This is a genomic window from Enterobacter sp. ECC-249 (assembly GCF_043965265.1).
Classification (GTDB): domain Bacteria; phylum Pseudomonadota; class Gammaproteobacteria; order Enterobacterales; family Enterobacteriaceae; genus Enterobacter; species Enterobacter quasiroggenkampii.
The window spans coordinates 2,488,997-2,512,399 of the sequence record NZ_CP143660.1 but is presented as its reverse complement, the minus strand read 5'-3'; the positions used below and the strand labels follow the sequence as shown (position 1 = coordinate 2,512,399).

Annotated in this window: 24 protein-coding genes and 2 tRNA genes; 17 read left to right on the top strand and 9 right to left on the bottom strand. The window is 55.6% G+C overall.

What is annotated here, in order from left to right; all coding sequences use genetic code 11:
- Positions 1-14: 14 nt before the first annotated feature.
- A complete protein-coding gene (gene slyA, locus V1587_RS12125; RefSeq protein ID WP_021241135.1) occupies positions 15-455 on the bottom strand; it encodes a transcriptional regulator SlyA in 441 nt (146 codons plus the stop codon).
- Between the two features lie 186 nt (positions 456-641).
- Here slyA and V1587_RS12120 point away from each other — a divergent pair, with 186 nt between their 5' ends.
- From V1587_RS12120 to V1587_RS12110, 3 genes are read left to right on the top strand one after another with little or no spacing between them, the layout of a single operon-like run.
- On the top strand, positions 642-878 hold the full coding sequence (locus V1587_RS12120) for a DUF1656 domain-containing protein (protein WP_371897630.1): 237 nt from the start codon (positions 642-644) through the stop codon (positions 876-878).
- 2 nt (positions 879-880) lie between these two features.
- Entirely contained in the window at positions 881-1,741 is an 861-nt protein-coding gene (locus V1587_RS12115) for an efflux RND transporter periplasmic adaptor subunit (RefSeq protein WP_371897631.1), read from the top strand.
- Complete coding sequence (locus tag V1587_RS12110; RefSeq protein ID WP_371897632.1) at positions 1,741-3,774, top strand: FUSC family protein; 2,034 nt, start codon at positions 1,741-1,743, stop codon at positions 3,772-3,774. The genes V1587_RS12115 and V1587_RS12110 overlap by 1 nt, the downstream gene beginning before the upstream one ends.
- Here the strand turns inward: V1587_RS12110 and sodC are convergent.
- The 3 genes from sodC to V1587_RS12095 all read right to left on the bottom strand — a co-directional run bounded on the left by sodC (position 3,753) and on the right by V1587_RS12095 (position 5,536).
- On the bottom strand, positions 3,753-4,271 hold the full coding sequence (sodC, locus tag V1587_RS12105; protein ID WP_371897633.1) for a superoxide dismutase [Cu-Zn] SodC: 519 nt from the start codon (positions 4,269-4,271) through the stop codon (positions 3,753-3,755). The two genes, V1587_RS12110 and sodC, sit on opposite strands and share 22 nt — an antisense overlap.
- Positions 4,272-4,351: 80 nt before the next feature.
- Positions 4,352-5,248 (bottom strand): aldo/keto reductase family oxidoreductase, encoded by an 897-nt coding sequence (locus V1587_RS12100; protein ID WP_371897634.1) that lies wholly within the window; start codon positions 5,246-5,248, stop codon positions 4,352-4,354.
- 48 nt (positions 5,249-5,296) lie between these two features.
- Positions 5,297-5,536 carry a DUF1289 domain-containing protein gene (locus V1587_RS12095; protein ID WP_023335439.1) on the bottom strand — a complete coding sequence of 80 codons (240 nt, stop codon included), beginning with the start codon at positions 5,534-5,536 and terminating at the stop codon, positions 5,297-5,299.
- Between the two features lie 149 nt (positions 5,537-5,685).
- Between V1587_RS12095 and eptA the strand changes: the two genes are divergently transcribed.
- The 5 genes from eptA to rnt all read left to right on the top strand — a co-directional run bounded on the left by eptA (position 5,686) and on the right by rnt (position 10,366).
- A complete protein-coding gene (eptA, locus tag V1587_RS12090; protein ID WP_371897635.1) occupies positions 5,686-7,311 on the top strand; it encodes a phosphoethanolamine transferase EptA in 1,626 nt (541 codons plus the stop codon).
- Positions 7,312-7,352: 41 nt separating this feature from the next.
- Complete coding sequence (locus V1587_RS12085) at positions 7,353-7,952, top strand: TetR/AcrR family transcriptional regulator (RefSeq protein WP_371897636.1); 600 nt, start codon at positions 7,353-7,355, stop codon at positions 7,950-7,952.
- Positions 7,953-8,005: 53 nt separating this feature from the next.
- Positions 8,006-9,103, top strand: a complete 1,098-nt coding sequence (locus V1587_RS12080; RefSeq protein WP_371897637.1) for an alkene reductase — start codon at positions 8,006-8,008, stop codon at positions 9,101-9,103.
- A 100-nt stretch (positions 9,104-9,203) separates the two neighbouring features.
- On the top strand, positions 9,204-9,611 hold the full coding sequence (gene gloA, locus V1587_RS12075) for a lactoylglutathione lyase (protein ID WP_048960368.1): 408 nt from the start codon (positions 9,204-9,206) through the stop codon (positions 9,609-9,611).
- Positions 9,612-9,706: 95 nt separating this feature from the next.
- Positions 9,707-10,366, top strand: a complete 660-nt coding sequence (rnt, locus tag V1587_RS12070) for a ribonuclease T (RefSeq protein WP_371897638.1) — start codon at positions 9,707-9,709, stop codon at positions 10,364-10,366.
- A gap of 74 nt (positions 10,367-10,440) precedes the next feature.
- On the opposite strand, the gene grxD is transcribed toward rnt, so the two are convergent.
- On the bottom strand, positions 10,441-10,788 hold the full coding sequence (gene grxD / locus V1587_RS12065) for a monothiol glutaredoxin 4 (protein ID WP_003832760.1): 348 nt from the start codon (positions 10,786-10,788) through the stop codon (positions 10,441-10,443).
- Between the two features lie 338 nt (positions 10,789-11,126).
- Here grxD and V1587_RS12060 point away from each other — a divergent pair, with 338 nt between their 5' ends.
- Positions 11,127-11,900, top strand: coding sequence for a C40 family peptidase (locus V1587_RS12060; RefSeq protein WP_371897639.1), 774 nt, complete (start codon positions 11,127-11,129; stop codon positions 11,898-11,900).
- A 122-nt stretch (positions 11,901-12,022) separates the two neighbouring features.
- The gene (sodB, locus tag V1587_RS12055; protein WP_029739795.1) at positions 12,023-12,604 is read left to right on the top strand and encodes a superoxide dismutase [Fe]; all 582 of its coding nucleotides are present in this window, start codon (positions 12,023-12,025) and stop codon (positions 12,602-12,604) included.
- Between the two features lie 38 nt (positions 12,605-12,642).
- Here the strand turns inward: sodB and V1587_RS12050 are convergent, their stop codons facing one another.
- Complete coding sequence (locus tag V1587_RS12050) at positions 12,643-13,809, bottom strand: MFS transporter (protein ID WP_371897640.1); 1,167 nt, start codon at positions 13,807-13,809, stop codon at positions 12,643-12,645.
- A 163-nt stretch (positions 13,810-13,972) separates the two neighbouring features.
- Complete coding sequence (locus tag V1587_RS12045) at positions 13,973-14,062, bottom strand: YnhF family membrane protein (protein ID WP_008500596.1); 90 nt, start codon at positions 14,060-14,062, stop codon at positions 13,973-13,975.
- Positions 14,063-14,359: 297 nt separating this feature from the next.
- On the opposite strand from V1587_RS12045, the gene purR reads away from it, so the two are divergent.
- Entirely contained in the window at positions 14,360-15,385 is a 1,026-nt protein-coding gene (gene purR / locus V1587_RS12040; RefSeq protein ID WP_008500597.1) for an HTH-type transcriptional repressor PurR, read from the top strand.
- 17 nt (positions 15,386-15,402) lie between these two features.
- Here purR and punR read toward each other — a convergent pair whose 3' ends face one another.
- Positions 15,403-16,314, bottom strand: coding sequence for a DNA-binding transcriptional activator PunR (gene punR, locus V1587_RS12035; protein WP_023311350.1), 912 nt, complete (start codon positions 16,312-16,314; stop codon positions 15,403-15,405).
- Between the two features lie 114 nt (positions 16,315-16,428).
- Between punR and punC the strand changes: the two genes are divergently transcribed.
- Both punC and cfa read left to right on the top strand, forming a co-directional pair.
- On the top strand, positions 16,429-17,628 hold the full coding sequence (punC, locus tag V1587_RS12030) for a purine nucleoside transporter PunC (protein ID WP_371897641.1): 1,200 nt from the start codon (positions 16,429-16,431) through the stop codon (positions 17,626-17,628).
- Positions 17,629-17,926: 298 nt separating this feature from the next.
- On the top strand, positions 17,927-19,075 hold the full coding sequence (cfa, locus tag V1587_RS12025) for a cyclopropane fatty acyl phospholipid synthase (protein ID WP_371897642.1): 1,149 nt from the start codon (positions 17,927-17,929) through the stop codon (positions 19,073-19,075).
- Positions 19,076-19,106: 31 nt separating this feature from the next.
- On the opposite strand, the gene V1587_RS12020 is transcribed toward cfa, so the two are convergent.
- Entirely contained in the window at positions 19,107-19,751 is a 645-nt protein-coding gene (locus V1587_RS12020) for a riboflavin synthase subunit alpha (RefSeq protein WP_371897643.1), read from the bottom strand.
- Positions 19,752-19,976: 225 nt separating this feature from the next.
- Here V1587_RS12020 and mdtK point away from each other — a divergent pair, with 225 nt between their 5' ends.
- The 4 genes from mdtK to V1587_RS12000 all read left to right on the top strand — a co-directional run bounded on the left by mdtK (position 19,977) and on the right by V1587_RS12000 (position 23,375).
- Positions 19,977-21,350 (top strand): MdtK family multidrug efflux MATE transporter, encoded by a 1,374-nt coding sequence (gene mdtK / locus V1587_RS12015; RefSeq protein ID WP_371897644.1) that lies wholly within the window; start codon positions 19,977-19,979, stop codon positions 21,348-21,350.
- Positions 21,351-21,503: 153 nt separating this feature from the next.
- Positions 21,504-21,580 (top strand) — tRNA-Val (locus tag V1587_RS12010).
- A gap of 4 nt (positions 21,581-21,584) precedes the next feature.
- A tRNA-Val gene (locus V1587_RS12005) sits at positions 21,585-21,661 on the top strand.
- Between the two features lie 118 nt (positions 21,662-21,779).
- Positions 21,780-23,375 (top strand): FAD-NAD(P)-binding protein, encoded by a 1,596-nt coding sequence (locus V1587_RS12000; protein ID WP_371897645.1) that lies wholly within the window; start codon positions 21,780-21,782, stop codon positions 23,373-23,375.
- Positions 23,376-23,403 lie beyond the last annotated feature (28 nt).

The following is a 23,403-nucleotide window of genomic DNA, read 5'->3' as shown; positions in this document are numbered from 1 at the left end:
GGCCCTGGTGTTTATCAGTCGCGAGACTGCAGCTCATGGATATTTTGCTCAAGGCGAGCAATGAGGCTGATGAGCATTTCCAGCTCCGCCGGTGAAACGCCTGAGAGGATTTCACCGCGGGTTTTGGTGATGACGGCTTCCATTTCGGTGATGATAGGCGCCGCTTTCTCAGTGAGTTTAATCCGCTTAGCACGACGATCGCTGGCGCAGGTTTGTCGGGAGATCAACCCCTTCTCTTCCAGCTGATCAAGCGTGCGCACCAGCGACGGTTGCTCAATGCCTATCGCTTTTGCCAGCTGAATTTGTGACTGATCGGGCGGCAGCTGATGAATGTTGTGCAGCGTGACCCAATGCGTCTGTGTTAATTCCAGAGGTTTCAGGCGATGGTCAATCAGAGCACGCCAGACGCGTACCAACCTTGCCAGATCAGAACCTAATGGCGATTCCAATTTCATCTCCTTATAATTAGCTTGCTAAGTTATTATACTGATTTTAGAATAGTGTGCAGCATTTGTATTGCCAAAACAAATGCAATACTGCATTCATCGAACTTAAAAGTATGACTTACACTGAATTGTGATGCTTCATCATACTATGACAAGCCAACGCGGCATTCTGTTCACTGCAAAGGATTTCTGCCCGTGACGTTTTTTCATCGCTCAGAGGGTTTACCCCTTCAGGATCTGATCTTCGGTGCGTCAGTCTACTTTCCTCCCCTGTTTAAGGCCGTTCTGGTGGGCTTTATCTTCTGGCTCATCGCGCATCGTCTGCTTCGCGACTGGATGTACTCCGGTGAAATCTGGCATCCCATGCTGATGGATCTTTCCCTGTTTGCCCTTTCCGTATGCCTGGGCCTTGCCGTTTTGACTGTGTGGTGAATATGTCCCTGAAAACGCTAAAGTACTTTTCCACTCTGTTTATTCTTGCCCTCGCGCTAATTGCGGGCTGGTGGGTGTGGAATTTTTATATGCAGTCGCCGTGGACCCGGGACGGCAAAGTTCGCGCTGAGCAGGTCAGCATTACCCCTCAGGTGTCGGGAAGCATTACGGGGCTGTTGGTTAAGGATAACCAGTTCGTCAAAAAGGGAGACATTTTATTCCGCATCGACGACACCCCTTACCACATTGCGATCCTGAACGCCCAGGCGCAGCTGGCAAAAGCCGAGTCGGATCTGGCAAAGGCCAACAACGAGGCCAACCGCCGCCGCCACCTGTCGCAAAACTACATTTCAGCGGAAGATTTAGATACCGCCAATATCAACGTTAAGGCGATGCAGGCTAACGTCAACGTGGCGGAGGCAACGCTGAAGCAGGCGCAGTGGCAGCTCACACAAACCGTAATTACGGCACCTGTCGATGGCTGGGTGACCAACCTTTCTGCCCGCGTGGGTAATTATGCCACCACGGGACAACCGATATTCGCCCTCGTTGACAGCCACTCCTTCTACGTCGTGGGCTATTTCGAAGAGACTAAGCTTCGGCATATCCGCGAGGGATCGCCCGCCACCATTACGCTTTACAGCGGCCCACAGAAGTTACAGGGTCACGTAGCCAGCATTGGCCGCGCCATTTACGATCAAAGCGTCGAAACGGATTCCGGCCTGGTGCCGGACATCAAGCCGAACGTGCCCTGGGTTCGTCTGGCCCAGCGCGTTCCGGTTCGCGTGGAGTTTGACAATTTACCGCAGGACATCACGCTGGTCTCCGGCACCACCTGTACTGTCTCAATCGGAAACCGGTGATGAAGCTGCCGGCACTCTCCTGGCAAAACACGCCGTGGATCAAAGCCACGCGTCCTCAGTGGCGCTACGCGCTGCGTAACGGCATTGCCATGTGTCTGGCGCTGACCGTCGCCTATTACCTGAACCTGGATGAGCCCTACTGGGCGATGACGTCTGCGGCGGTGGTCAGTTTTCCGACGGTAGGCGGGGTGATCAGTAAAAGTCTTGGCCGTATCGCCGGCAGCCTGCTGGGCGCCACCGCGGCGCTAATTATAGCCGGCCATACGCTGAACGATCCGTGGCTGTTCCTGCTGAGCATGGCCGCATGGCTGGGGTGCTGTACCTGGGCCTGCGCCCATTTTACCAATAACGTCGCTTACGCTTTCCAGCTGGCGGGCTATACCGCCGCCATTATCGCCTTTCCGGTGGTTAACGTGCTAGACACCACCGAGCTGTGGGATATCGCCCAGGCGCGCGTTTGTGAAGTGATTGTCGGGATCCTCAGCGGCGGCTTCATGATGATGATCCTCCCAAGCACATCCGACGGCACCGCGCTCATCACTGCGCTAAAGACCATGCATACCCGGTTGCTGGAACACGCGAGTCTGCTGTGGCAACCGGATACCAGCGACGATATACGCCTGGCGCATGAAAAGGTGATCGGGCAGATCCTGACCATGAATCTGTTGCGTATTCAGGCGTTCTGGAGCCATTACCGCTTTCGCCGCCAGAACACCCTGCTAAATTATTTACTGCACCAGCAGCTGCGTATGACCAGCGCTATCTCCAGCCTGCGCCGGATGCTGCTCAACTGGCCGACGCCGCCAGAAAATACCCGAGCCGTGATTGAAACGCTGCTCGCGGCCCTCGCGCGCCCGGATGCGGACATTTACACCGTAGCGAGAATAATCGCCCCGCTCGCCCCGGTTGATGAGTACGACTATCGCCATCGCGCCTTCTGGCAGCGTCTGAATTACTTTTGCCGACTCTATCTGCGCAGCAGCCGCTGGATTAACGCGGTTGAGAATGCCACGCCGGTCACGGAGTTCAACGTTCCCGGGAGCCCGGCTCTCGCCCGCCATACCGACTATCTGGAAGCGCTGTGGAGCGGTTTTCGCACCTTCTGTGCGCTGATGCTGGTGGGAGCGTGGAGCATTACCACGCAGTGGGAGTCCGGTACGGCGGCCCTGACGCTTGCCGCCATCAGCTGCGTGCTTTACTCCGTCGCGGCTTCGCCGTTCAACTCGCTTACGCTGCTGCTGCGTACGCTGGTGCTGCTGTCGCTGTTCAGCTTCGTGGTTAAATTTGGCCTGATGGTGCAGATAAGCGATCTGTGGCAGTTCCTGCTGTTTCTGTTTCCGCTCTTGACCACCATGCAGCTACTCAAGCTGCAAATGCCAAAACAGGCGGGCCTCTGGGGGCAGCTGATTGTCTTTATGGGCTCGTTTATCTCCGTGACCAATCCGCCGGTTTATGATTACGCCGATTTTCTCAATGACAACCTGGCAAAAATCCTTGGCGTGGGGCTGGCGTGGCTGGCTTTCGCGGTGTTGCGACCCGGCTCCGATGCACGCAAGAGCCGCAGGCATATTCGGGAATTACGCAAAGGGTTTGTCGACCAGCTCAGCCGTAAACCGCATCTGAGCGAAAACGAGTATGAATCGCTGGTCTATCATCACGTCAGCCAGCTGAATAACAGCCAGGACGCGCTGTCCCGGCGCTGGCTGCTGCGCTGGGGCGTGGTGCTATTGAACTGCTCACACGTGGTCTGGCAGCTTCGCGGGTGGGAAACACGTTCCGACCCGCTGTCGCAGGTTCGTGATGTTTGCATCTCCCTGCTGCGCGATGTGATGAGCGAACGCGGTGTCCAGCAGCGCCCGCTGGCAACCACGCTGAATGAACTGCAGCGGATCTGCGATACGCTTGCGCGACATCATCTCCCTGCCGCCCGTGATTTGGCCTCGATAATCTGGCGGCTGCACTGCTCGCTGTCGCAGCTGGAGCAGGCACCACCGCCGGGCACGATTGGGGATCAGATCACACCGCAGGCATAACGCGCCCCGCCGCCGCCGAGCGGTTTAGGCCGATCGGACATATTGTCGCCGCCGACGTGAATCATTAGCGCTTTACCTTTTACCTCGTCCAGCTTTTTCAGACGCGGCGCGACAACGGGATCGGTGGCTTTACCGTCGTTATTGACCACCAGCACGGGCAGATCGCCCAGATGCCCCATTCCATCCGGGCCCTCATGCTTGCCGGTATGCTGGGGATCCAGGTGCCCCCCTGCCGCTTCCGCCGCCGACGCTTTACCCTCTTTTAATGCGGGCTGACAGCTGCCTTTGGCGTGAACATGAAAACCATGCTCACCGGGAGGGAGTGCTTTGAGGTTGGGAGCGAACTCCAGTCCTTTGTCGGTTTCCGTGATTTTCACCGTACCGATGGACTGGCCCACACCCTGAGAGGTGACGAGATTCATTTCCACTTCGTCGCTGGCTGCCTGCGCCCCTGCGCAAACAACCAGCGTGACCAATGCCAGAGCAAAACGCTTCATATGACCTCCGCTGGTTATTTTTTGCCCCTTAAGTGTATACCAGGGGCAAAGATTTCACCGGAAAGTCACCTTCTGGCGGTTTATGGTACGTCGTAACCCAGCGCGGCCTTACGGATGCGGAACCACTGCTGACGGGTCATATCCAGCTCTTCAGCGGCCAGTGCAGAACGCACGCGTTCTATTTTGCCGGAACCGATAATAGGCAGCGGTTTTGACGGCAGGCGCAGGATCCACGCGTAAACCACCTGTTCGATGCTCTCCGCGTTCAGTTCGCGGGCGATGGTTTCAAGCTCGTTGCGCAGCGGCTGGAATTCATCATCATTAAACAGGCGTCCGCCTCCCAAGCATGACCAGGCCATCGGGCGAATGCGCAGCTGTTGCAGCTGGTCGAGGGTACCGTCCAGCAGCAGCGGCTGGTGTACCGGGGAGATCTCTACCTGGTTAGTGGCCAGGGTAAACGGCAGACGAGACTGAAGCAGTGCAAACTGCGCCGGGGTAAAGTTAGAAACGCCGAAGTGACGCACTTTCCCACTCTGATGCAGGTTCAGGAAGGCTTCTGCCACCTCATCGGCATCCATCAGCGGATCCGGGCGGTGGATTAACAGCAGGTCGATACGGTCGGTCGCCAGATTGACCAGCGACTGCTCAGCGCTCTTGATGATATGCGCGCTGTCGGTGATGTAATGCCCAAGGGCGTGTTCCGGTTTTGCCGTGGTGGCAATCCCGCATTTGGTGACAATCTCCATGCGGTCGCGGAGAGCCGGAACAAGCTTGAGCGCCTCGCCGAATGCGGCTTCACACTGATAACCACCGTAGATGTCCGCATGGTCGACCGTGGTGACGCCCAGATCGAGGTGCTCTTCAATAAAGCTCGCCAGCTGGAGGGGGGACATATTCCAGTCCATCAGGCGCCAGTAGCCCATCACAAAACGGGAGAATTCTGGCCCCTGGGGGGCAAGGGTAATTCGCTGAACCATAACATTTTCCTCAAGGACGTGATGTCATGAGTATACGCAATTACCGTGTTAAAAAAGTGAAGGTTGCTGGGGTTCTTCGGTCTCACCGGCTTTGTTTGCGCGTATTTTGCGCAGAAAACGCTGTCGGCAGAGGCGTAGCACCTCCTGCTTTTGCGTGTCGCTAAAGTTTTGCCAGTTGAAACGCTCGTCACGGGTACGCATGCACCCGCGGCAATATCCGCGCTCATCCACCTGACAAATCCCCCGGCACGGGCTCTGGATGGGGAAAAACTCCAGCTGCTCTGCCACACTCACCTCCAGAAAGCCATTCTCACCTACAGTGAAGACGCTAAATGCGCCACGTGCAAGGCCTATACCACAGATTTGTGGCATTAAGGTTTCACTAATCTTCCCTCTTTATACTCGGCCCAACATGACAATGACAGGTTTACCGATCGATGTGGTTAATCAAAAAGTTACAATGTAACGATATTAAATTTACTCTGGGCTGTGCTCTCTTCTTTACGCTAATCAACGGGCTGTTTATCCAGCGCAGCTGGGCCATTATCGCCCCTGCGCACCTGCACGACATCCTCTTTGCCGCGTCCGTACCGCTGGTGCTGTTTTGCGGCTGGGTGATTGTCTTTAGCCTGCTGAATATCCCCTATATCCGCAAGCCGCTGCTGGTTGTATTGACGATCGGATGCGCCGCGGCAACCTACTTTATGTACACCTACGGCGCGGTGATCGATCAGAACATGATTGTGAACGTGTTCGAAACCAACTCTCAGGAAGCGACAGCCCTGGTGACGCCGCAGATGATTCTGTGGATTGTTATTGCTGGCCTGGTGCCTTCCGTGGTGCTGGCTCTGACCCGCATTCGTACCGGGAAATGGTGGTATGCCCTGCTGACGCGCGTAGCCGCGATGCTAGGCGCCCTGCTGGTAATTATCCTGATTGCCGCCGTGTTTTATAAAGATTACGCCTCGCTGTTCCGCAACAACAAAAGCATCGTCAAAATGGTGACCCCGGCCAACTATGTCAGCGCCGTGGTGAAGTACAGCAAAATGCGCTGGTTTGCCGGCGATCAAACGCTGGTACGGATTGGCGAAGATGCCCATAAAGGACCGTTGATTTCGGGTCAACAAAAGAAAACCGTTCTGGTACTGGTCGTCGGGGAAGCCTCTCGTGCGGCGAACTACTCCCTGAATGGTTACGATCGTGAAACGAACCCGGAGCTGAAAAAGCAGGATGTGATTAACTTCCCGCAGGCCTCCTCATGCGGCACTGAAACCGCCGTTTCCGTTCCGTGCATGTTCTCCGGCATGACGCGCAGCAAGTACGATGCCGACCTGGCTCACCATCAGGAAGGCCTGCTCGATGTTCTGAAACATGCGGGTATCAACCTGCTGTGGCGCGACAACGACGGAGGCTGTAAAGGTGCCTGCGATCGCGTGCCGCATACCGATATGACGCAGTGGAATCTGGATCAGTTCTGCAAAGACAAATCCTGTATTGATGATGTGAATTTCTACCGTCTGGACAACGTGCTGGATGGTCTGAAGCAGGACACGGTGCTGGTTATTCACCTGATGGGGAGCCACGGCCCGGCGTACTATCGCCGTTACCCGGACAATTTCCGGAAATTCACCCCAACGTGCGACACCAATGAAATTCAGGATTGCGACCATCAGGCGCTGTTAAATACCTATGACAACACCATCCTGTATACCGACAGCATGGTCAGCAAAACCATTGATGCGCTGAAAGCGCGCCAGGCGAGCATGAACACCGCGCTGATTTATCTCTCAGATCACGGTGAGTCACTGGGTGAAAGCGGCATTTATCTGCACGGTACGCCGTACATGCTGGCGCCGGAGCAGCAAACGCATATTCCGTTTATGTTCTGGCTGTCGCCGGACTACGTGAAAAACTTTGGCGTTAATGAACAGTGCTTACGCGACCATGCAGCAAAAAATGCGGTATCTCAGGACAATTTATTCTCAACCGTATTGGGCATGATGGACGTGAAATCAACGGTTTATCAACAGCAGCTGGATATACTGAGCGCATGTCGGCACTAAACCCGCTTGCATTAGACCGAACGGTCTATTAGAGTGCGGCCATGAGCAGAAATACTGAACACGATACCCGCGAACATCTACTGGCAACCGGCGAGCGTCTTTGCATGCATCGCGGGTTTACCGGTATGGGGTTGAGCGAGTTATTAAAAACCGCTGAGGTACCGAAGGGGTCGTTTTATCACTACTTCCGGTCCAAAGAGGCCTTTGGCGTCGCGATGCTGGAGCGTCATTACGCGGGCTACCACCAGCGTCTGGCGACCCACTTTGCGTCGGGCGAAGGAAACTATCGGGATCGTGTTCTGAACTACTATCAGGAAACGCTGAACCAGTTCTGTCAGCAGGGCATTATCAGCGGGTGCCTGACGGTCAAACTGTCTGCCGAAGTGTGCGATCTTTCCGAAGATATGCGCTCGGCGATGGATAAAGGTGCCCGCGGCGTTATCGCTCTGCTGGCCCAGGCGCTGGAGAAAGGCCGCGACGAAAAAACGCTGGCCTTTTCCGGCGACCCCTTAATGCAGTCTCAGGTGCTCTACTCCCTCTGGTTAGGGGCCAACCTGCAGGCAAAAATTTCGCGCAGTGCCTTGCCGCTGGAAAGCGCGCTGGCACATGTGAAAAACAGCATTACTGCGCCTGGCATTTAACAGGCGTTTTTATTTACCCAACTACTAGTCGACTGGTCTACTCAGGAGTCTTTATGTCAGCTGAAAAATTATTTACCCCACTGAAAGTGGGTGCCGTCACGGCGCCAAACCGCGTGTTTATGGCTCCGCTGACCCGTCTGCGCAGCATTGAGCCGGGTGACATCCCAACCCCACTGATGGGCGAATACTATCGTCAGCGCGCAAGCTCTGGCCTGATCATCACCGAAGCCACACAGATTTCTGCCCAGGCTAAGGGTTATGCCGGTGCGCCGGGCCTTCACAGCCCGGAACAGATCGCCGCATGGCAGAAAATTACCGCGGGCGTTCACGCTGAAGAGGGTCGCATTGCGGTCCAGCTGTGGCATACCGGCCGTATCTCTCACCACAGCATTCAGCCTGGCGGCCAGGCTCCGGTTTCCGCTTCGGCTCTGAGTGCCAATACCCGTACCTCCCTGCGCGATGAAAACGGCAATGCGATCCGCGTGGATACCTCTATGCCGCGCGCGCTTGAGCTGGACGAAATCCCGGGGATTGTTAACGACTTCCGCCAGGCCGTGGCCAACGCACGTGAAGCCGGTTTTGACCTGATTGAGCTGCACTCCGCGCATGGCTATCTTCTGCACCAGTTCCTGTCACCGTCTTCTAACCACCGCACCGACCAGTACGGCGGCAGCGTTGAAAACCGCGCTCGCCTGGTGCTGGAAGTGGTTGACGCCGTATGCCAGGAGTGGAGCCCGGACCGTATCGGCATTCGCGTTTCCCCAATCGGGTCCTTCCAGAACGTCGACAACGGTCCGAACGAAGAGGCCGATGCCCTGTATCTGATCGAAGAACTGGCTAAACGTGGCATCGCTTATCTGCACATGTCCGAGCCGGACTGGGCTGGCGGTAAGCCTTACACGGACGCTTTCCGTCAGAAAGTGCGCGAGCGTTTCCACGGCGTGATCATCGGTGCGGGGGCCTATACCCCGGAGAAAGCCGAAGACCTGATCGGCAAAGGGCTGATCGATGCCGTCGCGTTTGGCCGCGACTACATCGCCAACCCGGATCTGGTTGCCCGCCTGCAGAAAAAGGCGGCTCTGAACCCGCAGCGTCCGGAAAGCTTCTACGGCGGCGGCGCGGAAGGCTACACCGACTACCCTTCACTGTAATCTCGCCATTGTACATTGATAGCGGCGACAGTTCGCCGCTATACTAAAACATCGTTTCTGTTCAAAAAGCTATTTTATTCCATTGGTTAATGAGGAAATTATGCGCCTACTTCACACCATGCTGCGCGTTGGCGACCTGCAACGTTCTATCGATTTCTACACTAACGTCCTGGGCATGAAGCTGCTGCGCACCAGCGAAAACCCGGAATACAAATACTCGCTGGCGTTTGTGGGTTACGGCCCTGAAACGGATGAAGCGGTGATCGAGCTGACCTACAACTGGGGTGTTGAAAGCTATGAGCTGGGCACCGCCTACGGTCATATCGCGCTGGAAGTGGACAACGCGGCCGAAGCGTGTGAGCGTATTCGCAGCAACGGCGGTAACGTCACGCGCGAAGCGGGCCCGGTAAAAGGTGGCACCACCGTGATTGCGTTTGTGGAAGATCCGGACGGTTATAAAATCGAGCTGATTGAAGCCAAAGACGCCGGTCGCGGTCTGGGCAACTGATCCTTCAGGGCGCAACGTGCGCCCGTAGTTTTACTGCATCACCCCGCAAAATTTGCCATAATGCGCTCTGCTTTTTCCCCATGTAAGAGACCCTGATGTCCGATAACGCTCAATTTAGCGGTCTGTGCGACCGTTTTCGTGGTTTTTATCCCGTTGTCATTGATGTAGAAACAGCTGGATTTAACGCTAAAACCGATGCGCTGCTTGAAATTGCGGCCATCACGCTGAAGATGGATGAACAGGGCTGGCTTATCCCGGACACCACGCTGCATTTCCACGTTGAACCTTTCGAAGGGGCAAACTTACAGCCGGAAGCGCTGGCGTTTAACGGTATCGATCCGCATAACCCGCTGCGTGGTGCAGTCAGTGAATATGACGCGCTGCACGCCATTTTTAAAATGGTGCGTAAAGGCATGAAAGAGAGCAACTGCAGCCGCGCCATCATGGTGGCCCATAACGCCACCTTTGATCACAGCTTTACCATGGCCGCAGCCGAGCGCGCCGCGCTCAAACGCAATCCCTTCCATCCGTTTGTGACCTTCGACACCGCCGCGCTGAGCGGCCTGGCGCTGGGACAAACGGTGTTATCAAAGGCCTGTATTACGGCTGGCATTCCGTTCGACGGCACGCAGGCGCACTCCGCGCTGTATGACACGGAGCGCACCGCAGAGCTGTTCTGTGAGATCGTCAACCGCTGGAAACGTCTGGGCGGTTGGCCGCTGCCGATGGGTGATGAGGACGAGCACCAATCGTAGATCGGGTAAGCGCAGCGCCACCCGACAAAAAAAAGCGACCACATAGCGGGTCGCTTTTTTATTTGCGCAGTAAATTACTCTGCGTCCGGCTCTTCAGTTTTGTACTTAGCCGCGGTTTCTTTGATCAGCTGCTGCAGTTCGCCGCGCTGATACATTTCAATCAGGATATCGCAGCCGCCAACCAGCTCACCGTCAACCCATAGCTGTGGGAACGTCGGCCAGTTAGCATACTTCGGCAGCTCAGCGCGGATGTCCGGGTTCTGCAGAATATCAACGTAAGCAAAACGCTCACCACAGGCTGACAGCGCCTGAACCGCTTGCGCGGAGAAGCCGCAGCTTGGCAGCTTTGGAGAACCTTTCATATACAGCAGAATCGGGTTTTCAGCGATCTGGCGCTGGATTTTTTCAATAGTGGTGCTCATGTCTTGCTTCCTTTAACTTCTGTTACGGCATTCGTCTGACATTGTAGCGGTTCAGACTGGCATCGGAAAATAACATTTTTGTCACGTTTATACATTCTACCCCGAGTCACGAAAAGTTGCATTGCAAATGGTGTTTACCCCTGCGGCAGTCAGGGTTTTGCTTAGGGAGTGGGCAAATGTGCGACAGAACGATGAATTTTTTTGCACTTGCTAACGAAACAGGATTGTAGATTGAAAAATGCTATTAACTTTCTGGGTTTTTATAGATTAGAATCGACGGGCTTTGTAAATCACACGCGGGTATTATTGATGACCTGCATTTATCAGGGGACTGCCCAGTGGCGCGGATAAATAAAATCTCGATCACGCTCTGTGCTTTACTGTTTACTTCACTCACTTTCACGCCAGTGGCAAACGCCTCTCAGCAGGCGCGGCATTCTGCTGTACAAAAAAACCATCTGGTGAAAGCCACAGAACGTAAGAAAAAAACCACCGCTAAGAACGACAAGAAAAAAACACCGGCTCAGACGAAACAGACCGCTTCCAGCAAGACGAAAACAAAACCTTCCCGCACTGCCCACTCCGCTAAAAGTAAAGCTTCGCAAACCGCCGCTAACCTCGTTACTGAAAAATGCGTCACCCGTAAAGGCCACAAGGCGAAATGCACAAAGATCACAAAAATAGCGGAAGTGCATAAAGTGCGCGTACAGAAAGCGCAAAAGACCGCGATGAACAAACTGATGGGGCAGATTGGCAAACCTTATCACTGGGGTGGCAGCTCGCCGCGTACCGGGTTTGACTGCAGCGGCCTCGTTTATTATGCCTATAAAGATCTGGTCAAGTTCCGCATTCCTCGTACTGCAAATGAAATGTACCACCTGCGCGATGCCTCACCGGTTGACCGCGGTGAGCTGGAAAACGGCGATCTGGTGTTCTTCCGGACTCAGGGTCGCGGCACGGCTGACCACGTCGGCGTCTATGTCGGCAACGGGAAATTCATCCAGTCACCGCGTAGCGGCCAGGATATTCAGATCACCTCTCTCAGTGAAGATTACTGGGTACGCCACTACGTCGGCGCGCGTCGCGTGATGACGCCGAAAACCATTCGCTAACCCCTGCCCTGCCACATCCGTGGCAGGGTGAGTTCCTCTTTTGCATACCCTTTCAATTTGCTATCCTGTCCCTGTTGTCTGTGTGGTTATTGACAACGCAAAATACAATAAGGAGAGAAGCAATGTCGTTCGAATTACCTGCACTACCGTATGCAAAAGACGCCCTGGCCCCGCACATTTCTGCGGAAACCCTGGAATATCACTACGGCAAGCATCACCAGACTTACGTCACCAACCTGAACAATCTGATCAAGGGCACCGATTTTGAAGGCAAAACGCTGGAAGAGATCGTTCGCAGCTCAGAGGGTGGCGTGTTTAACAACGCGGCTCAGGTATGGAACCATACCTTCTACTGGCACTGCCTGGCGCCGAATGCCGGCGGTGAACCTGTCGGTGAACTGGCTACCGCTATCAATGCCGCATTTGGCAGCTTCGCGGATTTCAAAGCGAAATTCACCGATGCCGCCATCAAGAACTTCGGTTCTGGCTGGACGTGGCTGGTTAAAGAGGCGGATGGCAAACTGGCTATCGTGTCCACCTCTAACGCGGGCACCCCGCTGACCACCAGCGCTAAGCCGCTGATGACCGTGGACGTGTGGGAACACGCTTACTACATTGATTACCGCAACGCGCGCCCGAACTACCTGGAGCACTTCTGGGCACTGGTTAACTGGGACTTTGTGGCGAAGAACTTCGCCGCGTAAGAGACACGCAGAAGGGTTTGCCCTTCTGCGTTTTTGGTTTATTCCGCAGCGCAGGCGGCTTCTGGCTGCTTACGACCCGACATCATCACCAGCAGCAGGCCGAGCGCGGCAATAATCGCCCCCATCACCGGCACAAAGCTGTACCCCAGTCCCCCCGAAATGACGGCCCCACCGGCCGCCGCACCGAGCGCATTGCCCAGGTTGAAGGCACCAATATTGACCGAAGATGAGAGACCCGGCGCTTCATGCGCGACGCGCATCACGCGCATCTGCAGCGGCGGCACCACGGCGAAAGTGGCAGCACCCCAGACGACCATCGCGATCGCGGCCCCGAACTCATTACGCGCCAGCCACGGAATGGCAATCATGATGACAATCAGCAGGGTTAAGAAGCCCTTCAGCGTCCCGCTCACGGAACGGTCGGCAAATTTCCCGCCGAGATAGTTGCCGATCGAGAAGCCCACGCCAATCAGCACCAGCATCGCGGTCACAAAGAGAGGCGTTGCGTGGGTGATGTCATGCAATACCGGTGAAATATAGGTGTAGAGGGTAAACATCGCCCCTGCCCCCAGCACGGTGGTGAGTAGCGCAGAGAGCACCTGCGGGCGCACCAGCACCGATAGTTCTTTGCGCACGTCAGGACGTTCCCCCGCGCTGCCTTTCGGCAAGGAGAAGAAAAGCGCCACCATCGCAACCACGCCCAGTCCGGCAGTCGCCAGGAAGGACATACGCCAGCCGATCGCTTCTCCCAGCCAGGTTGCCGCAGGCACCCCGCCGATATTTGCAATCGTCAGCCCCATGAACATAGTTGCCACGGCGCTCGCCTGCTTATGTTTAGGCACCACGCTGGCAGCCACGACTGACCCCAGCCCAAAGAACGCGCCGTGGTTAAGGCTGGTCAGAATGCGTGACAGCATCAATGTGGTGTAGTCCGGCGCAATGGCCGAAAGCACGTTGCCCAGGGTGAAAATCGCCATCAGGAAAATCAGCGCATTGCGGCGCGCGCGGTGCGAAAGTAAAAGCGTCATCAGCGGCGCCCCCACCATCACGCCGATAGCGTAGGCGCTGATTAACATGCCTGCCGCAGGAATCGAGACGTCCACGCCGCGGGCGATGACGGGCAGTAATCCCATCGGGGAGAATTCAGTGGTGCCAATCCCAAAAGCGCCAATCGCCAGGGCCAGCAGGGGAAAATTGATTTTCATGCGTCAACTCCGGATGCCGTGTCATGTGGTGACACAGAACAAAGAAGCAGAAAGCATGACATCAATCACAAAAAATGAGAAGTTAACAAAATGGCAAAAGATTTTTGCCAGAGAAGTAACAATCGGGACGATCGGGAGGGAGAAGGCTCTCCCTCCGCGTAAATCAGTGCAGCGCAGCCGTCAGACCGGCCGCAACAATCAGAGCCAGCACAACAACGGTGGTGAACAGCGAAAACTTCAGATCGGAACTCATCAATTTTTCTCCTTTTAATCCCCCCACGAAAAGTGAGCTTGCTCATTTTTGCACAGATTACGTCAAAAATCTTCCTGGATTTATACCGATAACCACTTTACCTCTTCCCCTTTTCATCAAGATAGGACAAAATTCCACGCTAAATTTATTAGCGTACCGGCCATTGACCCCCTCCTGACGTCCCGTGTCGTTTTCCCGGCGTGCCGCAGTTCAAAATTGCGTGATAAGGGTGAGAGAAGGCAAACGTTTACCTTCAAGTTTTTCAGGAGTTTAGGATATGGTCTGGAGTGACATTTAATGGCAACAATTAAAGACGTAGCAAAACGCGCAAACGTTTCCACTACAACCGTATCACATGTAATTAACAAAACCCGCTTTGTGGCGGAAGAGACGCGCAACGCCGTCTGGGCAGCGATCAAAGAGCTGCACTATTCGCCAAGTGCGGTTGCGCGTAGCCTCAAGGTTAATCACACCAAATCCATTGGATTGCTGGCAACCAGCAGTGAAGCGGCCTATTTTGCCGAGATCATTGAAGCGGTTGAAAAAAACTGCTTCCAGAAAGGCTATACCCTGATTCTGGGCAACGCGTGGAACAGCATTGAAAAACAGCGCGCCTACCTGTCGATGATGGCGCAGAAGCGCGTGGATGGCCTGCTGGTGATGTGTTCCGAATATCCGGAATCCGTGCTGTCGATGCTCGAAGAGTATCGCCACATTCCTATGGTGGTCATGGACTGGGGCGAAGCGCGCGCGGATTTCACCGATTCCGTTATCGATAACGCCTTTGAAGGCGGCTATATGGCCGGTCGTTACCTGATCGAACGCGGTCACCGCGAGATTGGCGTGATCCCGGGTCCGCTGGAGCGTAACACCGGCGCGGGCCGTCTGGCCGGTTTTATGAAAGCGATGGAAGAAGCGCTGATCACCGTGCCGGAAAACTGGATCGTGCAGGGCGACTTTGAGCCGGAATCAGGCTACCGCGCAATGCAGCAGATCGTTTCCCAGCCGCACCGCCCGACCGCCGTTTTCTGCGGGGGTGACATCATGGCCATGGGTGCGCTCTGCGCCGCCGATGAGCTGGGTCTGCGCGTACCGCAGGATATTTCCGTGATCGGGTATGACAACGTGCGTAACGCGCGCTTCTTCACCCCGGCGCTGACAACCATTCACCAGCCAAAAGATTCGCTGGGCGAAACGGCCTTCAATATGCTGTTGGACAGAATCGTCAACAAACGCGAAGAGTCGCAGTCCATTGAAGTTCACCCACGCCTGATTGAACGCCGTTCCGTTGCGGATGGTCCGTTCCGCGACTACCGTCGTTAATCCTTTGACGGGGCCAGCTACGCTGGCTCCCGTAACCATTCCCGGTTTAGCGTTTCGCTGTCTCCCAGATAGTCCAGCAGCCAGGCCATGGCGGGCGAGACATCATTTTGTTGCCAGGTCAGGCAGCAGGCCGCGTCAGGGAACGGATTCTCCAGCGTCAGCTCAACCCATTCTCCGGTATCGATGCGCGGACGCGCGAAATGAACGGGCACCATCGCGACGCACAGCCCGGCGCTGAGGCACGTTGCCGACGATTCCCAGTCAGGGGCCACCACCCGCCGCTGGTTGTCCAGAAGCCAGGTGATACGCTTGGGCAGTGAACGGGACGTATCCTCCAGCACCAGCGAGGGCCAGTTGCGTAGCGTATCGTCGCTCAGCGGCCCTTCCATCGCCGCCAGCGGATGGTCGCTTGCCACCACGCATTTCCAGCTCAGCATCCCCATATCGCGAAAGGCGTAACGCCCCCCGACCGGGATCGCCTGCGTGGCCCCAATCGCCATTTCTGCCCTGCCGTCCGCCAGCGCATCCCACACCCCGTTGAACACCTCCTGCGAGACCCGCAGCTCGACGTCAGAAAAATGACGGTAGAAATCGACGATCATCTGCCGGGTACGTTCCGGCTTAACGATGTTATCCACCGCGATGGAAAGATGTCCCCGCCAGCCGTTAGCGATCTGCTGACACTGTTCGCGGGTGATCTGCATTTTTTTGATAACAGAACGCCCTTCCTTCAAAAACCACGCGCCTGCGGGCGTTAATTCCACGTCGCGATGCCGCCGTTCAAACAGCGGAACCGCCAGCCACTCCTCCAGCTGACGCACCGTATAGCTGATGGCCGAAGGGACGCGGTGCAACTCCTGCGCTGCACCGCTGAAGCTGCCGTTACGCGCAACAGCATCGACCACTTCAAGAGAATAATCTGACCACATTTTCTGCCTGCAAAAAATTTGAATGCACCCGCCAAATATTAGCGTTTCACAAGCCGCTTTGCACTCCCTACACTCTGCGCCAACGTACACCTGCCTCCTCAGGAGAATAAGAGAATGCAACCCAGGAAAGGATTTTTAGTCTGGCTCGGCGGCTTAAGCGTGCTGGGCTTTTTGGCCACCGACATGTACCTGCCCGCGTTTGCCGCGATGCAGGAAGACCTGCAAACCCCTGCGGCGGCCATCAGCGCCAGCCTGAGCCTGTTCCTTGCCGGTTTTGCTTTCGCGCAGCTCCTGTGGGGACCGCTATCGGATCGCTTTGGCCGTAAACCGGTACTGCTGCTGGGTCTGGCCATTTTTGCCGTGGGCTGTCTGGGGATGCTGTGGGTGCGCGATGCTACCTGGCTGCTGGTGCTGCGCTTTATTCAGGCCGTGGGCGTCTGTGCTGCGGCGGTGACCTGGCAGGCGCTGGTGACCGACTACTATCCGGCTAACCGCACAAACCGTATTTTCGCCACCATTATGCCGCTGGTGGGTCTTTCCCCTGCCCTGGCTCCGCTGCTGGGCAGCTGGATCCTCGCGCACTTTGACTGGCAGGCCATTTTTGCCACGCTGTTTGCCATCACGCTGGTGCTGATGCTGCCGGCGTTTGCCCTTAAACCCGCGCATAAAAAAGAGGCGCATGCCGACGCGAAGCCGATTACCTTCACCTCCCTGCTGAGCGCCAAGGCGTATCGCGGGAATGTCCTGATCTATGCCGCCTGCTCGGCAAGTTTCTTCGCGTGGCTCACCGGTTCGCCGTTCATTCTGCACGATATGGGCTACAGCCCGGCAGCCATCGGCCTGAGCTATGTTCCGCAGACTATCGCGTTCCTGGTGGGCGGGTACGGCTGTCGCGCGGCGCTGCAAAAGTGGGAGGGTCAGCAGATGCTGCCGTGGCTGCTGGTGCTGTACGCGCTTAGCGTCATCGGCACCTGGGCAGTTGGCTTTATTCCGGGTGCCGGTCTGGCCGAAATTTTGATCCCATTCTGCGTGATGGCCATTGCGAACGGGGCAATTTACCCTATCGTTGTAGCTCAGGCGCTGCGTCCGTTCCCGCAGGCGACGGGCCGCGCCGCCGCACTGCAGAACACCCTGCAGCTGGGGCTGTGCTTCCTGGCAAGTCTGGTGGTCTCGGCGCTGATTGCGACGCCGCTGTTAACCACCACCAGCGTGATGCTGGTCACCGTTGCGCTGGCGGTATTGGGTTACCGCATGCAGGCGTCCGCGCAGCGTGAGCAGGATAGCGGTGCGCAGGTGGAAACCTCGCATGCCTGATTGCGCCAGAAATCATGTTACATTTCAGTGATTAGGTTGCTAACAATTTTCTATTGAATCACCAAATTTTGAGGCCTATACTAAATTTGGTTCGATTAAATACGATAAATATTAAGTGTTAACGGGAGCCGGAGTGCTCCCGTTTTACCATGGAAGGCATTTCGGCAAGGGTTATCTCCCTTCCTCTGTTCTACGTCGGATACTAGCCTCGCGGTATTTACCGTGAGATTTCTCACAAACCAAAAAAAGCGTCTACGCTGTTTTAAGGTTCTGATCACAGTAGGGTGATGGAGAAGCTATGAGTTCATCGTGTATAGAAGAAGTCAGCGTTCCGGACGATAACTGGTCCCGGATCGTCAGTGAACTGTTAGGTCGAGCAGGCATCACTATCAATGGATCATCGCCATCCGATCCTCAGGTTAAACATCCCGACTTTTTTAAACGCGTGTTGCGGGAGGGATCGTTAGGCCTGGGTGAAAGCTATATGGACGGCTGGTGGGAGTGCGAACGTCTGGATACCTTTTTCGCCAGCGTGCTGCGTGCCGGTCTTGAAAATCAACTCCCTCGCAATCTGAAAGACACCCTGCGTGTCGCCTCTGCCCGACTGTTCAATCTGCAAAGTAAAAAACGCGCGTGGATCGTGGGCAAAGAACACTACGATCTTGGCAACGACCTGTTCAGCCGTATGCTGGACCCTTTCATGCAGTACTCCTGCGCCTACTGGAAAGAGGCGTCAACGCTTGAAGAGGCCCAGCAGGCCAAGCTGCGTCTGATTAGCGAGAAGCTGCAGCTACAGCCCGGTATGCGCGTGCTGGATATCGGCTGCGGCTGGGGCGGGCTGGCGTATTTTATGGCGAAGCACTATGGCGTCAGCGTCGTCGGCGTCACGATTTCAGCGGAACAGCAAAAAATGGCGCGGGAGCGCTGCCAGGGCCTTGATGTGGATATTCGGCTGCAGGACTACCGTGACCTGAACGAGCAGTTTGACCGGATCGTTTCCGTCGGCATGTTCGAGCACGTCGGGCCGAAAAACTACGCTACCTATTTTGAGGTGGTGGATCGTAATCTGAAACCAGACGGCATCTTCCTGCTGCACACCATCGGCTCTAAGCGGACCGACAATAACGTTGACCCGTGGATCAACAAATACATCTTTCCGAATGGCTGTTTGCCGTCCGTTCGCCAGATTGCCAACGCCAGTGAACCCCATTTCGTGATGGAAGACTGGCATAACTTTGGCGCGGACTACGACACCACCTTAATGGCGTGGCATGAACGTTTCCAGAAAGCCTGGCCTGAGATTGCGGACAACTATTCTGAACGATTCAAGCGGATGTTTAGCTATTATCTGAATGCCTGCGCGGGGGCGTTTCGCGCGCGGGATATTCAGCTCTGGCAGGTGGTATTCAGCCGAGGTATTGAACACGGACTGCGTGTCGCACGCTAAAAAAATAACCCCGGATATCCGGGGTTATTTTTTATTCTTCTTCTGCGGCGGTCTTTATTATTGCGGCTTCTTTTGCTGCCAGCACGCGCTCAACCGTATCCACTACCGCCTGGGTTTGCGGATCGATTTCGATATTCACGCGATGCCCGAGTTTTTTGGCACCCAGCGTGGTGCGCTGCAGCGTTTCAGGAATTAAATGTACGCAAAAACGCGTTGGCGTCACTTCTCCCACCGTCAGGCTAATCCCGTCAATGCCAATAAATCCTTTATAGAGGATGTATTTCATTAATGACGGATCCTGCATTTTAAACCAGATTTGACGGTTATTTTCCGAGGTTACGATTTTCGCCACTTCAGCGGTGGTCATGATGTGCCCGGACATCAGGTGGCCGCCAATCTCATCGCTGAACTTCGCCGCCCGCTCAACGTTGACGGTATCTCCCACCGCCAGCTCGCCCAGATTGGTGATGCGCAGCGTCTCTTTCATTAAATCAAAGCTAATCTGGTTGCCGTTAATTTCGGTAACGGTCAGGCAGCAGCCGTTATGGGCAATCGACGCGCCTGTTTCAATGCCCTCAAGCATATATTCCGGCAGCTCAACAACATGAGTACGGAAATTAGGTTTTTCATCAATGGACACCACTTTGGCGATGCCCTGCACAATACCAGTAAACATGCTTACAACTCCTGTTTTTTCCGGACGGTGGTGACACCGTTTAATCCCACCACAATAACAGTTGGAAAAACAGGTTGCCAGCGGAGCGCATTTTCTGGCGATTTTTTCACTAGATTAATAGCTAAAGCCCGCTACAATAGCTGGCACCCCCCTGCATTTTCTTCTTGCTGCCCGTTTCGGCGGCTTTTTTAGTCTCTCAAATAACTACAAAATAAAGGTGTTCACGTGCAGAAGTACATGAATGAAGCGCGCCAGTTATTGGCACTGGCTATACCAGTGATCGTCGCGCAAGTGGCCCAGACCGCAATGGGATTTGTGGATACGGTAATGGCAGGTGGCTACAGCGCCACCGATATGGCGGCCGTTGCTATCGGCACGTCGATCTGGCTTCCGGCCATCCTGTTCGGTCACGGTCTGCTGCTCGCGCTCACGCCTGTTATCGCTCAGCTCAATGGCTCGGGTCGTCGCGAGCGCATTGCACATCAGGTCCGTCAGGGTTTCTGGCTGGCAGGATTTGTCTCCGTGCTGATCATGGTCGTGCTCTGGAACGCGGGCCACATCATTCGCACTATGCATAACATTGACCCGGCACTGGCGGATAAAGCCGTGGGCTATCTGCGCGCTCTGCTCTGGGGTGCGCCCGGCTACCTCTTTTTCCAGGTGGCGCGTAACCAGTGTGAAGGCCTGGCGAAAACCAAGCCCGGCATGGTGATGGGATTTATCGGGCTGCTGGTCAACATTCCGGTGAACTATGTCTTTATCTACGGTCATTTCGGGATGCCGGAGCTGGGCGGCGTCGGCTGCGGCGTGGCGACGGCAGCCGTTTACTGGGTAATGTTCTTCTCGATGCTTACCTTCGTGAAGCGCGCCCGCTCCATGCGCGACATTCGTAACGAGAACAGATTCAGCACGCCGGACTGGAACATCATGACGCGTCTGGTGCAGTTAGGGCTGCCTATCGCGCTGGCGCTGTTCTTTGAGGTAACCCTGTTTGCCGTGGTCGCCCTGCTGGTCTCCCCGCTGGGCATTATTGATGTCGCGGGCCACCAGATTGCGCTGAACTTCAGTTCCCTGATGTTCGTCCTGCCGATGTCGCTGGCCGCGGCGGTGACGATTCGCGTGGGCTTCCGCCTGGGCCAGGGCTCAACGCTGGATGCGCAAACGGCTGCCCGGACCGGGCTGGGCGTCGGCGTCTGCATGGCCATTTGCACGGCGCTTTTTACCGTTGCGCTGCGCGAGCAGATTGCCCTGCTCTATAACGACAATCCGGAAGTCGTCACGCTGGCATCGCATCTGATGCTGTTGGCCGCGATTTACCAGATTTCGGACTCCATCCAGGTGATTGGCAGCGGCGTGCTGCGTGGCTATAAAGACACGCGCTCCATCTTCTTTATCACCTTCATCGCCTACTGGGTGCTGGGTCTGCCGTGTGGTTATATTCTGGCCCTGACCGACCTGGTGGTTGACCGCATGGGGCCGGCGGGGTTCTGGATGGGCTTTATCATCGGCCTGACGTCGGCGGCGATTATGATGATGATGCGCATGCGCTTCCTGCAGCGCCAGCCATCAACGATCATTTTGCAACGCGCTGCCCGTTAAATACGCAGTAGCCGCCACCCGGCGGCTACTTTCTCTTCACTTTGCGCGGTAATACAGCAATCGCGTGAAATCAGAGAGAAAATTGCATTTTCCCTCTTGCCACCTCGGGGTTGTGCCGCTAATATTCGTCCCCGTTGTCACCGACAACACGTTGCGTTCATAGCTCAGTTGGTTAGAGCACCACCTTGACATGGTGGGGGTCGTTGGTTCGAGTCCAATTGAACGCACCATTCTGCGTCCGTAGCTCAGTTGGTTAGAGCACCACCTTGACATGGTGGGGGTCGGTGGTTCGAGTCCACTCGGACGCACCATTTCAGTCCTGAAATGGTGCAAATTCCCCTCTGATATCCTGAATTTTCTTAATCCTTTATTTTCATCATTATTCTCCTGCTACGCTATTCCTATGGAAAAAACACAGGAAACGTGTCGATGAAGAAAATCGCGATTATCGGCTCCGGCCCCACAGGGATTTACACCTTTTATAACCTGCTTCAAAACAGCACTCCGCTCTCCGTTTCCGTTTTCGAGCAGGCAGATGAAGCTGGCGTGGGCATGCCCTATAACGATGACGATAATTCCCGGCTGATGCTGGCGAACATTGCGAGCATTGAAATCCCGCCCATTTTTATGACCTACCTCGACTGGCTCAAGGAACAGAGCGATGCCCATCTGGCGCGCTTTAAGGTGGACAAAGCCAGCCTGCATGACCGACAGTTCCTGCCCCGGATCCTGCTGGGGGAGTATTTTCGCGACAGCTTTCGTTCAATCGTAAAAGAGGCTAATAAGCTGGGGTTCGAGGTTAAGGTCCATGAATCCGCGAAGGTCACCGACATCATCCCTTCGACAACCGGCGTGACGATTTCGGTCAACGACCGCACCTTACCGGATCAATTCGACCTGGCGATTATCGCCACCGGCCACGTCTGGCCAGAGGAGGATGAAGCCACGCGCACGTTCTTCCCAAGCCCGTGGTCCGGTCTGATGGACGCCAGTATTCCTCCCTGCCGCGTCGGTATCATGGGGACATCGTTAAGCGGTCTCGATGCGGCTATGGCGGTGGTGATGCAGCACGGCGCGTTTCGCGAGGGTAAATTCATCCTCGACAAAGGTAGAGAAGGGTTAAACATCACGCTAATGTCCCGGACGGGCATTCTGCCGGAAGCCGATTTTTACTGCCCTATTCCTTACGAGCCGCTATCGGTATTGACCGAATTGGTGGTGGAAAACGAGATCGCCAAAGGACCTGATGGCCTGCTTGACCGCATCTTCGACCTGATGGTCAAAGAGATTCAGCTTGCCGACCCGGCGTGGTGCGAGGAAATGTCTCTGCATACGCTGAATGCGGACACGATTCGTGAGGCCTGGTTTGAGGATCGTAAACGCCACAGCCCCTTTACCTGGGCGGAAGAGAACCTCAACGAGGTTGAACGCAACAAACGGGAACGCCGTACCGTGGCCTGGCGCTATACCGTCCTTCGGCTGCATGAAGTGGTTCAGGAGATTGTTCCCCACCTCAACGAACGGGACAAAGAGCGCTTTAAGCAAGGCCTGGCCCGGGTATTTATCGACAACTATGCCGCTATCCCTCCGCAGTCTATCCGCAGGCTGCTCGCGCTTCGCGAAGCCGGCATCATCAGCGTGGCCGCGCTCGGGGACGACTACACGCTCGACGTTGGCGGCGATCGAACGGTGATAACCACAAAAGAGACCGTCTATCGTTTCGACGTGTTTATTGACGCTCGCGGACAAAAGCCGCTCAAAACGAAAGATCTGCCCTTCCCGACGCTGCGAAAACAGCTGGAAGCGACCGGCGATGAGATACCCGATATCGGCGAGGATTACACCTTAAAAGCGCCTGACACCGTTCGCGGGCGCATCGCCTTCGGTGCGATACCGTGGCTGATGCACGATCGTCCCTTCGTTCAGGGGCTGGCGGAGTGTGCAGAGATTGCAGAGGCGATGGCGAAAGCGGCGGAAAAACCCGCATCGCGCGTGCGGCGGAGATTACACTATTTTGAAAACTGACAGGGCTTCCGTGCCCTGCTGTTGCGGA